Genomic DNA, 12371 nt, shown 5'->3' with positions numbered 1-12371 from the left:
AATAAAGATTGCCTGTGCGCCCCCGCAACAAATTTCTTTGCAAATCATTGCATTTGATTATGAAGATCTGGCTGGGCAAAGTGGGGTTTGACCGCGGCTTTAATCACCACGCATTGCCTGTCTAACGGTTCGCCCTTGCAACGCCTAGTCTCCGCTCATTGCCAATCGTTGCCGCTCCATGAACTCCTGCAAGGTATCGATCCCCCTCAGCTGCAAGATGGTATTGCGCACGGCCGCTTCCAGCAGCACGGCGATATTGCGGCCGGCGGCGACGGGGATGACGACCTTGCGCACGGGCAGGCCCAGCACGTCTTCGGTGGGGAACAGGAAAGGCAGGCGCTCGACTTCCTCTTCCAGCGCGTTGCGGCGCACCAGATGCACGATCAGTTTCAAACGCATCTTGCGGCGCACGGCCGTCTCGCCAAAGATGGCCTTGATGTCGAGCAGGCCCAGGCCGCGCACTTCGAGCAGGTTCTGCAGCAGCGGCGGGCAGCGGCCTTCGATCATGTTGGGGGCGATGCGCGAGAACTCGACGGCGTCGTCGGCCACCAGGCCGTGGCTGCGTGAAATGAGTTCGAGCCCCAGCTCGCTCTTGCCCAGGCCCGAGTCGCCCGTGATCAGTACGCCCACGCCCAACACGTCCATGAATACGCCGTGCATGATGATGCGCTGTGCCAGCTTTTTCGACAGGTAGACGCGCAGGAAGTCGATCACTTGCGCGGCCGGCAGCGGAGTGGAAAACAGCGGGATATTCTGCTCGTCGCAGATGGCGAGGATGTCGGGCGGCGTTTCCAGGCCTTGCGCGATGATCAGCGCGGGCGGGCCGCCGGCGATCAGTTCGCCGATCACGTGGGTACGTGTATTGACCTTCAGGCGCTGGTAGTAATTGATTTCCTGGTGGCCAAATACCTGGATGCGGCCCGGGTGGATCAGGTTCAAGTGGCCGACTTGGTCGGCGGCCGACGAGACGTCGCCCGAGATCAGGCGCTCGCCGCCGGGAAAGCCGGCGAACCAGCCCAGTTGCAGACTTTCGCGATTGTCGTCGTACAGGCGTTGTATCGTCAGCGGCGTTTGCAACATGGCAGTTTTCTTCAGGAGTGGAGGAGTTCCTGAAGTTTAACCCGCCGCTTGCAGACTGGGTTGCCAATTGACGATGCGCGAATGCACGGATTTCGGTTCCGGATCGGTGGCCAGCGCCGTGCGGAAGGCGTCGTCGGAAAACATTTCGGCGATTTCCGACAGGATTTCCAGGTGTTGCTGGGTCACATGGTCGGGGATCAGCAGGAAAAACAGCAGGCTGACCGGCTTGCCGTCCGGCGACTCGAACGGGATCGGTTCGGCCAGGCGCACGAAGGCGCCCAGCGGCGCTTTCAAGGTCTTGGTGCCCTTGATGCGGCCATGCGGCACGGCGACGCCATGGCCGAGGCCGGTCGAGCCCAGGCGTTCACGGGCAAACAGATTGTCCGATACGGTAGAGCGGGCGATGCCGTAGTTGTTTTCGAAGATCAGGCCGGCTTGCTCGAAAGCGCGCTTTTTGCTGGAGACTTCCAGGTCCAGGAGCACGTTTTCGAGGGATAATATTTTGCTAAGATTAGTCATGACACTCAATGAAATGGTGCAATGCGCAGAGGGCTTGCGAGCCGAATTATAGGCCTGTTTGTGTGGCCTGTAACGCCAATTCTCAACAGTATATGCTCGCTGCCGGCGCAGTGGGCACTCTGGCGGGAGAAGCAAACATTTTATCAAAAAAATAACGTCAAAGGGAATTAGCTATTTCTTGATTGAAAACGAATCTCCTGCCGGTTTTTCCGTCGCCGAATGCCGATTTTCCGACTTTTCAGCGTTTTGTGTTACTTGCATCATCAACGCTGGCGTTGTTTTAAAACACAGCCAGCATTCCTGAAAGCATCATTCTGCGCGCTTCGGGCGGCCATGACCAGTACTTATTGGCGTGCGTTGCGCAGATTGCCGGGCAGCTTGCCGGTGCTGAAGTTGCTGCGCCAGGGGTTGATGTCCAGCCCGCCGCGGCGCGTGTAGCGCGCGTAGACCGACAATTTTTGCGGCTTGCACTGGCGCAAGATGTCGACAAAGATGCGCTCGACGCATTGTTCATGGAATTCATTGTGTTCGCGGAAACCGATCAGGTAGCGCAGCAGGCTTTCCTGGTCGATCTGCGGTCCCGCATACTCGATCTGCACGCTGCCCCAGTCCGGCTGGCCGGTCACCAGGCAATTCGATTTGAGCAGGTGCGACACCAGTTTTTCTTCCACCGGCGCCTCGTCCAGCGCCGCTTTCAACAGTTGCGGCGAGGGCGTGTAGTCGGTGATTTCCAGGTCCAGGCGGTCCAGCAGCACGCCGTCGAATTCGCCCATCTTCAGCTTGCCGAAGTCTTCCTGCAAGGTCAGTTCCACCTGCACCGGCGCGCCGAAGCCGTTCGACAGATCCTGTTTCAGCAGGGCCAGCAGCGCTTGCGGGCTGTCCAGTTTGGTCTGGTTGAACGAGTTCAGGTACAGCTTGAACGATTTCGATTCGATGATATTGGGCGAGTCGGCCGGCGCGCTGACCTTGGCCACGGCCACTTGCGGCTTGCCGCGCAGGTTCAGCCACGACAATTCGTAGGCGTTCCAGATATCGAGGCCAAAGAAGGGCAGGGTGCCGCGCAGTTCCAGCTCGTCGCGCTTGCCCTGGCGCGGAATCGGAAACAGCAGTTCCGGCGCGTAATCGCTGCGGTAGGCGGAGCTTTTGCCCAGGGGGGACAGTTCGGCGAGATCAATGGTGGTGGTCATGGTGATGGCGTAAATTCAGTCAAGGACGAATGGTAGCCTATTTCGGGGTCAGACCCGTCGGACTCGGCGTCCCCGTCTGACCCCAGCTTTTCACTTGGCTTGGTGCTAACCCAAAAACAGCTTATACACCGGATTACTCGTCTCATCCCAATACCGGTACCCCAGCGTATCGAGGAAACGCGCAAATTCACCCATCTCGTCGGGCGGTACCTGCAGGCCGATCAGGATGCGGCCCACGTCGCCGCCCTGGCTGCGGTAATGGCACAGCGAAATATTCCAGTTCGGCGCCATGCTGTCGAGGAAGCGCATCAGCGCGCCCGGGCGCTCGGGGAATTCGAAGCGGTACAGCAGCTCGTCCTGCGCCAGCCGGCTCTTGCCGCCCACCAGGTGGCGGATATGCGACTTGGCCAGCTCGTCGTGGGTCAGGTCGAGGGTGCGGAAGTCGTGCTCTTCGAAGCGCTTGGCCATCGCGCCCGATTCATGGCGGTCGGCGATCTGGATGCCGACAAACACGTGGGCGTCTTTTTCGTCGCTGATGCGGTAATTGAATTCGGTCACGTTGCGCGCGCCGATCAGCGAGCAGAAGCGCTTGAAGCTGCCGCGCTGTTCGCGCATGGTGACGGCGAACACGGCTTCGCGGAACTCGCCAAGTTCGGCCCGCTCTGCAACAAAACGCAGGCGGTCGAAATTCATGTTGGCACCACAGGCAATCGTCACCAGGGTCTGGTTGACGATCGGGTGTTTCGTCAGGCTGGCGCGTTCCACATAGGCCTTGGCGCCGGCAATGGCCAGCGCGCCGGCCGGCTCCAGGATCGAGCGCGTGTCGGTAAAGACATCCTTGATGGCGGCGCAGATGGCGTCGGTGTCGACGATGATCACTTCATCCACATATTGCTGGGCCAGGCGGAAGGTTTCCTCGCCCACCAGGCGCACCGCCGTACCGTCCGAAAACAGGCCGACGTCGGGTAGCGTGACCCGTTCCTTGGCCTTCAGGGAGCGCGCCATGGCGTCCGAGTCGACCGTCTGCACGCCGATGATCCTGATATCGGGACGAATCTGTTTCACATAGGCCGCCACGCCGGCGATCAGGCCGCCGCCGCCGATGGCGATGAAAATGGCGTGGATCGGGCCCGCGTGCTGGCGCAAAATTTCCATGCCGATCGTGCCCTGGCCGGCGATCACGTCCGGGTCGTCGAACGGGTGCACGAACGTGAGCTTTTGTTCCTGTTCCAGGGTCAGGGCATGGTTGTAGGCGTCGGTATACGAGTCGCCATGCAGCACGATTTCCACGCTGCTGCCGCCGCGCGCCCTGACCGCTTCGATTTTCAGGGGCGGGGTGGTGGTCGGCATGACGATCAGCGCGCGGCAACCGAGGCGCGCGGCCGACAGGGCCACGCCTTGCGCATGGTTGCCGGCCGAAGCGCAGATGACGCCGCGCTTCAATTGCGCTTCGCTCAGCTGCGCCATCTTGTTGTAGGCGCCGCGAATCTTGAAACTGAACACGCTTTGCATGTCCTCGCGCTTGAAGTAAATCTGGTTGTCGAGGCGCTGCGACAGGGCAGGCGCCAGTTCCAGCGGCGTTTCGGAGGCAACGTCATAGACGCGGGCGGTCAGGATTTTCTTGAGGTAGTCGATGTTCATAGTCTGCAAGCGAGTGATTCTGGGCCAGGAAGTGCACTGGAGCGTGTACGTCGGCATGCCTGGCCCGGGGCGGATAGCGGGGCGGCAAGCATGCTCTGTGGAACTGCGGGCCGGTGAGCCCTTGCCTGTCCGCACGGTTCGTGCGGCGCGCAAGCTGCTCTTCATTATAATGGAGAGCCTTACCGCACCGTGAAGTGTTCAATGATCGAATCCGCAATCACCTGGCTGCTGCAACTGATAGCGGCGCCGGAGGTCGGGCTGACATCGGTCTTTCTGATCAGCTTTATTTCAGCGACCTTGCTGCCGCTCGGCTCCGAGCCGGCCGTGTTCGCCGTCATCAAGGCCAACCCCGCCCTGTTCTGGCCCACCATCGCGGTGGCCACCGTCGGCAATACCCTGGGCGGCGCCGTCGACTACTGGATGGGCTACCGCGCCAAGCAGGCGTTCGCCAAGGAACGCGACACGCGCTGGTTCCGCTGGCTGGCCCGCTACGGCGCCAAGACCATGCTGCTGGCCTGGCTGCCGGGCGTGGGCGATCCGCTGTGCACCCTGGCCGGCTGGCTGAAATTGCCGTTCTGGCCCAGCGTGGCCTATATGGCGGTCGGCAAGTGCGCGCGCTACCTGACCATGACCACTTTGCTGCTGTATGTGCCCGATGGCGTATGGCACCGGATTGGACAGATGCTGTCCTGAGAAGGTCGACCGTGGGGCGTTTTGCAACGCCCCTTTGCCCCATGATTGGGCAGTCTGATAATTTGCAGGGCCTTGGGAAAGTTGGCATTTTCCAGCGGAAAGTGCTACCGGATAGAACTTTTATTCATCCAAAAACGGGCTTTGCCATATTTGCTTTTGTTGCAGGCATGCTGCTTAAACCTTAGGCGGCCTAAGGCTGTTCCCGCATGGTGCGGCGCAATAAGATAAAATGGCCCTTTAGGGTCCAGTCCACATCGTCACCATATTCCATGAACGCTCCCGCACATATCCAAGCTTTACTGGCAGAAACGCCCAATGGTCCCGCAGCCAGCCGCCTGCGCGAAATCCCGTATAACTACACGTCGTTTTCCGATCGCGAGATCGTGATACGCCTGTTGGGAGAGGACTCGTGGCGCCTGCTCGACGAGCTGCGCGGCGCGCGCCAGACGGGCCGCTCGGCGCGCATGCTGTATGAAGTGCTCGGCGATATCTGGGTGGTGCGCCGCAATCCCTACCTGCAGGACGACCTGCTCGACAACCCCAAGCGCCGCCAGGGCCTGATCGATGCCCTGCATCACCGGCTGGCCGAAGTCGACAAGCGCCGCTTGAGCATCGACGCGGCCGGCGGCGACGTTGCCGCCAGTGGCGAGTCGCCGGAAGTGGCGCAGGCGCGCAGCCACAATGTCGAACTGTTGCTGAAAGCCGCCAGCAAGGCGGTGGCCGATTTTGGCGACGAATTCCGCAAGACCTATGACCTGCGCAAGCGCACGGTCAAGGTGCTGGGCCGCTACACGGAAAAGCACAATGTGCGCTTCGACGGCATGACGCGCGTCTCGCACGTGACCGACGCCACCGACTGGCGCGTGGAATACCCGTTCGTGGTGCTGACGCCCGATACGGAAGAAGAAATGGCCGGCCTGGTGAAAGGCTGTATCGAGCTGGGGCTGACCATTATCCCGCGCGGCGGCGGCACCGGCTACACGGGCGGCGCGATTCCCCTGACGCCGATGTCGGCCGTGATCAACACGGAAAAACTGATCAACCTGGGCGCCGTCGAAATGACGGTCTTGCCGGGCCTCACGCACGAATACGCGACGATTTATTCGGGCGCCGGCGTGATCACCAATAAAGTCTCGGAAGCGGCAGAGAAGGCCGGTTTCGTGTTCGCCGTCGACCCCACCTCGGCGCATGCCTCGTGTATCGGCGGCAACGTCGCCATGAACGCGGGCGGCAAGAAGGCCGTGCTGTGGGGCACGGCGCTGGACAACCTGGCCTCGTGGCGCATGGTCGACCCGAATGGCGACTGGCTCGACGTCACGCGCCTGGACCATAACCTGGGCAAGATCCACGATATCGCACTGGCGCGCTTCCAGCTGGAATGGCGCCACCCGAGCACGCGCGACGCGACCAAGCCGAACGCGCCGTTCAAGACGGAAATCCTGGAAATTCCTGGCCGCAAATTCCGCAAGGAAGGCCTGGGCAAGGACGTCACCGACAAATTCCTGGCCGGCTTGCCGGGCATCCAGAAAGAGGGTTGCGATGGCCTGATCACGTCGGCGCGCTGGATCCTGCACAAGATGCCGAAGTTCGCCCGCACCGTCTGCCTGGAGTTCTTCGGCCAGGCGCGCGACGCGATTCCGTCGATCGTGGAAATCAAGGATTACCTGGACGGCTTGCCGGCCAAGGGCGAGCAATACACGACCATCCGCCTGGCGGGCCTGGAGCACCTGGACGAGCGCTATCTGCGCGCGGTCGGCTACGCCACCAAGTCGAAGCGCGGCGTGCTGCCGAAGATGGCGCTGTTCGGCGACATCGTCGGCGACGATGAAAATGCGGTCGCGCAAGCGGCCTCGGAAGTGGTGCGTATCGCCAATACCCGTGTCGGTGAAGGTTTTATCGCCGTCAGCCCCGAAGCGCGCAAGAAGTTCTGGCTCGACCGCGCCCGCACGGCGGCGATCGCCAAGCACACCAATGCCTTCAAGATCAATGAAGACGTGGTCATTCCGCTCAACCGCATGGGTGAATATACGGACGGCATTGAGCGCATCAATATCGAGCTGTCGATCAGGAACAAGCTGCAGCTGGCCGCGGCCCTGACCGAGTTCTTTGACAAGGGCAACCTGCCGATCGGCAAGAGCGACGACGCCTCGGACGACCGCGTCGACGACGCCGAAATGCTGGGCGACCGCGCCGAGCAGGCGCAGCAGTTGCTGGCGCAGGTCACAAGCCGCTGGACGTATCTGCTGGCCCAGCTGGACCGTCCGCTGGCCGATGTGAAAAACGAGTTGGCCGAACTGGGCATGGAGCGCTTGCTGCCCGTGTTCGATGCGCGCCTGGAAAACCAGCCTGGCGCCACCCTGTTCGACGTGGTGCAGGATCGCACCGTGCGCGTGACCTGGAAACAGGAAATCCGCGCCCAGCTGCGCCAGATCTTCAACGGCGCCGCCTTCAAGCTGATCCTCGATGAAGCGACCGCGATTCACGCGCGCATCCTGCGTTCGCGCGTCTTCGTGGCGCTGCACATGCATGCCGGCGACGGCAATGTGCACACCAACTTGCCGGTCAACTCGGACAACTACGAAATGCTGCAGGACGCCCACGAAGCCGTGGGCCGCATCATGATACTGGCCCGTTCGCTGAACGGCGTGATTTCCGGCGAGCACGGTATCGGCATTACCAAGCTGGAATTCCTGACGGAAGAAGAGATCGGCGACTTCCGCGACTACAAGCTGCGCATCGATCCGGAAGGCCGGTTCAACAAGGGCAAACTGCTCAATTTGCCGGGCATGGGCGCCGACCTGCGCAATGCCTATACGCCATCGTTCGGCCTGATGGGGCACGAGTCCCTGATCATGCAGCAAAGCGATATCGGCGCGATTGCCGACAGCGTCAAGGACTGCCTGCGCTGCGGCAAGTGCAAACCCGTGTGCTCGACCCACGTGCCGCGCGCCAACTTGCTGTACTCGCCGCGCGACAAGATACTGGCGACCTCGTCGCTGATCGAAGCGTTTTTGTACGAGGAACAGACCCGTCGCGGCATTTCCATCAAACATTGGGAGGAGTTCGAAGACGTGGCCGACCATTGCACCGTGTGCCACAAGTGCGTTACGCCTTGCCCGGTGAATATCGACTTCGGCGACGTGTCGATGAATATGCGCAACCTGCTGCGCAAGATGGAAAAGAAGAGTTTTAATCCGGGCACCAAGGCCACCATGCTGTTCCTGAACGCCACCGATCCGGTGACGATCAACGCCACGCGCCAGGTCATGATCGGCTGGGGCTACAAGGCGCAGCGCCTGGGCCACGATTTGCTGAAGAAATTTGCCAAGAAACAGACCAAGGCGCCGCCGCCATCGACCGGCAAGCCGCCCGTCAAGGCGCAGGTGATCCACTTCATCAACAAGAAAATGCCGGGCAACCTGCCGAAGAAAACCGCGCGCGCGCTGCTCGATATCGAAGACGATAAAGTCATTCCGATCATCCGCAATCCGAAGACGACCACGGCCGATACGGAAGCCGTGTTCTACTTCCCCGGTTGCGGTTCGGAGCGCCTGTTCTCGCAAGTGGGCCTGGCCACGCAAGCCATGTTGTGGGAAGTGGGCGTGCAGACGGTCTTGCCGCCTGGCTACCTGTGCTGCGGTTATCCGCAACGGGGCGCCGGCGAGTTCGACAAGGCCGAAAAGATGATGACGGATAACCGCGTGCTGTTCCACCGCATGGCCAATACGCTCAACTATCTGGATATCAAGACGGTGCTGGTGTCGTGCGGCACCTGTTATGACCAGCTGGCCACCTACCAGTTCGAGAAGATTTTCCCTGGCTGCCGCATCATGGATATCCATGAATACCTGCTGGAAAAACAGGTCAAGCTGGAAGGCGTGAACGGCACGCGCTATATGTACCACGAGCCTTGCCACAATCCGATGAAGCTGCAGGAATCGGGCAAGACCATCAACTCCCTGATCAGCACGGTGGACAACGTGAAGATCGAGAAGAACGACCGTTGCTGCGGCGAATCCGGTTCGCTGGCCGTCACGCGCCCCGACATTTCCACGCAAGTGCGTTTCCGCAAGGAAGAAGAGATGGTCAAGGGCGCCGACAAGCTGCGCGGCGACGGTTTTACGGGCGACGTGAAAATCCTCACCAGCTGCCCGTCCTGCCTGCAAGGCCTGTCGCGCTACAATGACGATTCGGGCACCACCGCCGACTATATCGTCGTCGAGATCGCCAAACACTTGCTGGGAGAGAACTGGATGCCGGACTATGTGAAACGCGCCAATGATGGCGGTATCGAGCGGGTGCTGGTGTAATGGCCACGCCTTGCGATCTGTGCGGCTTGCTGGACGGCTTTGCGCAGCAGCAGGGCGTTGACGCCTTGCTGTGGCGCAGCGACCGCCTGTCGGTGGTGGCTGTCGACGACCCTGCCTATCCCGGCTTTTGCCGCGTGATCTGGAACCAGCACGTCAAGGAAATGACGGATCTCACGCCAGGCGAGCGCAACTATGTCATGGAAGTGGTGTGGCAAGTCGAGCTGGCCGTGCGCGAAGTGATGCAGCCGGAAAAGGTCAACGTGGCCAGCTTCGGCAACATGACGCCGCACGTGCACTGGCATATCATTCCCCGTTACCAGGACGACGCGCATTTTCCGAACCCGAACTGGGCCGTGGTCCAGCGCGCCACGCCGCCCGAGGTGCTGGCCACGCGCCGCGCGCTGTTGCCGGCGCTGCGCACCGCCATTATCGACCGTTTGACCGCTTGACCTTGACCGCATAAAGAGTTTATCCATGAGCACAACTACTCCCCAGCCTACCGGCATTACCGTACGCAACCAGTCGCGCGTGCTGGAAATTACTTTTGACGACGGCGCGGCTTTTTCGCTGCCCTTCGAATACCTGCGCGTGTATTCGCCCTCGGCCGAAGTGCAAGGCCATGGCAAGGGCCAGGAAACCCTGCAGCTGGGCAAGCGCCTGGTGGGCCTGAACAGCCTGGACCCGGTCGGCAACTACGCCGTCCAGCCCACCTTCAGCGACGGCCACAATTCCGGCCTGTACACCTGGACCTATCTGTACAAGCTGGGCGCCGAGCAGGCGACCCTGTGGCAGCAATACCTGGACAATCTGACGGCCGCCGGGTTTCCGGGCGACAGCGGGCGCGATGCGAAAGCGGATATGACGATCAAGCAGTCGTCGGGCGGTCACGTCCATGGCCCCAGCTGCGGCCACAAGCACTGATCACTTTCCCGTGGGTTTCCACACCCATACACTCCCCGCAACATTGACCGGTTTCGGGATCAACTTTTGCTGGTAAAACAGGTCGGCCACGCGCTGCTGGTTGGCGATGATGTCGGCCGTGACGGGCACGGCGCCATAGCGCGTACGGGCCTGCCAGGTGGCGACTATCTCGGGCGGCAAGCCTGTCAAGGGGCCGATCAGGGCGGCGATGTCTTTCGGGTGGCTGGCGGCCCACTGACCGGTGGCACGGACCTGGTCCAGCATGTTTGACAAAACCTGTGGCGACTGCTGCGCGAACTTGCGCGAGGCCAGGTAAAAACCGTTGGCTTGCGGCAGGCCCTGGTAGTCGGCCAGCACGCGTACGGCATACGCCTGCTGGGCCGAAGCGAAATACGGGTCCCATACCACCCAGGCGTCGATCTTGCCGCTGACAAAGGCGGCGCGCGCCTCGGCCGGGCCAAGATGGATCGGCACGATATCGCGCATGGTCAATCCTGCTTTCTGCAGCGCCACCACCAGCAAAAAGTGCGAACCGGAACCCTTCTGGAACGCCACCCGTTTTCCCTTCAGTTCCTTCACATTTTTCAGCGGCGAATCTTTCGCCACGAAAATCGCTTCGCTGGAGACCGGCGCCGGTTCCGCGCCCACGTACAGCAGGTCGACCCCGGCCGCCTGGCCGAAGATGGGCGGCGGCGCGCCCGTGCTGCCGAAATCGATGCTGCCCGTATTGAGCGCTTCGAGCATTTGCGGGCCGGCCGGGAATTCGATCCAGCGCACCTGCCGCTGCTGCGCGCCCAGGGTTTTTTCCAGCGTGCCCTGGGCTTTCAAGACGGCCAAGAGGCCACTGCCTTTCTGGAAGCCGATGCTGATCGGCTCGGCCGCGTGGGCCACGAACGCCGCCGACAATGCCAGCGCCATTCCTGTTTTTTTGATGATGTTCATGCTGTTCCTTGGTAGGGGAGTTACGCGCTTTCGCGCGCGATGACTTCGCACGCCAGGCGGTTCAGGCGCGCGTTGGCGTGTTTGCTGTCGCTGCTGACCACGCCCAGCGCTTCGAGGATGCGCAGCGCGGCGATTTCGCCGATTGCGCGCGCGGGCGGGCGTATCGTCGTCAGGCTGGGCATCAATAGCGGCGAAATCGCATAGTCGCCAAAGCCCATCAGCGCGCATTGCGCTGGCATGGCGATGCCGGCGCGCTGGCCGGCCAGCAGCGCCCCGGCGGCCAGGTTATCGTTGGCGAAGATGATGGCGTCGGCCGGCTTCTTGCGCAGCGCCAGCGCCTCGATCGCCTGGCGGCCCGCGTCGAAGGGGGCGGCTTCCGTCGGGATAAAAGTCCACGGTTTCAGGCCCGCCTCGCTCATCGCCTGCGCATAACCGTCGCGCCGGTCCAGCGCGCTCAGGTCGCCCGCCAGGCTGTTCTGCACAAAGGCGATGCGGCGATAGCCCTTGTCGATCAGGTAGCGCGCCTGCTGCACGCCCACCTCGACATTCGAAAAACCCACCTGTATCGGTTTGCGGCGCGGCCGGTAGTCCCAGGTTTCCACCACCGGGATCTGCGCTTCGGCCAGCATCTTTTCCGTCGCCTTGCTGTGGAAAGGGCCCGTCACCACCAGCGCCGCCGGCGACCATCCGAGAAAGGCGCGCACGGCGCTTTCTTCCTGCTCTTGCGAAAAATAGCTCGACGCCAGCAGCAGCTGGTAGCCGTGCGCGCTCAAGGTATCGCTGAAGCTCTGGATGGTATTGGCAAAGATGGGGCCCGAGATATTCGGGATCACCATGCCGACGATGCGGCTGTGCGTCGAGGCCAGGCCGCCCGCCACCAGGTTGGGCACATAGTGCAACTGCGTCACGGCCGCCGCAATCCGTGCCCCAAGTTCGGTCGACACCTGCGACGGCTGCTTCAGGTAGCGCGACACCGTGATCGAACCCACTTGCGCCAGGCGCGCCACGTCGTGGATGGTGGCGCGGCCCGAGCCACGCCGCTTGCGCGTGCTTGCTGCTGGTTTTTCATCCGCCATGC

At 61.7% G+C, this 12371-nt stretch carries 10 protein-coding genes; 4 read left to right on the top strand and 6 right to left on the bottom strand.

What is annotated here, in order from left to right:
- Positions 1-144: 144 nt before the first annotated feature.
- The 4 genes from hprK to ilvA all read right to left on the bottom strand — a co-directional run bounded on the left by hprK (position 145) and on the right by ilvA (position 4427).
- Entirely contained in the window at positions 145-1080 is a 936-nt protein-coding gene (hprK, locus tag ACP7B7_RS03415) for an HPr(Ser) kinase/phosphatase (RefSeq protein WP_034753337.1), read from the bottom strand.
- Between the two features lie 36 nt (positions 1081-1116).
- Positions 1117-1599: a PTS sugar transporter subunit IIA gene (locus ACP7B7_RS03410; RefSeq protein WP_308923602.1), complete on the bottom strand. Its 483-nt coding sequence runs from the start codon at positions 1597-1599 to the stop codon at positions 1117-1119.
- 344 nt (positions 1600-1943) lie between these two features.
- The gene (gene queF, locus ACP7B7_RS03405; RefSeq protein ID WP_308923603.1) at positions 1944-2786 is read right to left on the bottom strand and encodes an NADPH-dependent 7-cyano-7-deazaguanine reductase QueF; all 843 of its coding nucleotides are present in this window, start codon (positions 2784-2786) and stop codon (positions 1944-1946) included.
- A gap of 105 nt (positions 2787-2891) precedes the next feature.
- A complete protein-coding gene (ilvA, locus tag ACP7B7_RS03400; RefSeq protein WP_426075748.1) occupies positions 2892-4427 on the bottom strand; it encodes a threonine ammonia-lyase, biosynthetic in 1536 nt (511 codons plus the stop codon).
- A 201-nt stretch (positions 4428-4628) separates the two neighbouring features.
- Between ilvA and ACP7B7_RS03395 the strand changes: the two genes are divergently transcribed.
- The 4 genes from ACP7B7_RS03395 to ACP7B7_RS03380 all read left to right on the top strand — a co-directional run bounded on the left by ACP7B7_RS03395 (position 4629) and on the right by ACP7B7_RS03380 (position 10351).
- Positions 4629-5120 (top strand): YqaA family protein, encoded by a 492-nt coding sequence (locus tag ACP7B7_RS03395; protein WP_308923605.1) that lies wholly within the window; start codon positions 4629-4631, stop codon positions 5118-5120.
- 269 nt (positions 5121-5389) lie between these two features.
- Entirely contained in the window at positions 5390-9430 is a 4041-nt protein-coding gene (locus tag ACP7B7_RS03390) for a DUF3683 domain-containing protein (protein WP_308923606.1), read from the top strand.
- On the top strand, positions 9430-9879 hold the full coding sequence (locus ACP7B7_RS03385; protein ID WP_426075747.1) for an HIT family protein: 450 nt from the start codon (positions 9430-9432) through the stop codon (positions 9877-9879). Before ACP7B7_RS03390 ends, ACP7B7_RS03385 begins: the two co-directional genes overlap by 1 nt.
- A gap of 25 nt (positions 9880-9904) precedes the next feature.
- Positions 9905-10351: a gamma-butyrobetaine hydroxylase-like domain-containing protein gene (locus tag ACP7B7_RS03380; RefSeq protein WP_426075746.1), complete on the top strand. Its 447-nt coding sequence runs from the start codon at positions 9905-9907 to the stop codon at positions 10349-10351.
- Here ACP7B7_RS03380 and ACP7B7_RS03375 read toward each other — a convergent pair whose 3' ends face one another.
- A complete protein-coding gene (locus ACP7B7_RS03375) occupies positions 10352-11293 on the bottom strand; it encodes an aliphatic sulfonate ABC transporter substrate-binding protein (protein ID WP_426075745.1) in 942 nt (313 codons plus the stop codon).
- A gap of 20 nt (positions 11294-11313) precedes the next feature.
- The gene (locus ACP7B7_RS03370; protein WP_426075744.1) at positions 11314-12369 is read right to left on the bottom strand and encodes a LacI family DNA-binding transcriptional regulator; all 1056 of its coding nucleotides are present in this window, start codon (positions 12367-12369) and stop codon (positions 11314-11316) included.
- Between the last annotated feature and the right edge of the window lie 2 nt (positions 12370-12371).

Source organism: Janthinobacterium sp. PSPC3-1, assembly GCF_049896105.1.
Lineage (GTDB): Bacteria > Pseudomonadota > Gammaproteobacteria > Burkholderiales > Burkholderiaceae_D > Janthinobacterium.
Note: the sequence above shows the minus strand (reverse complement) of the source record. Positions and strands in the feature narration are given on the sequence as shown.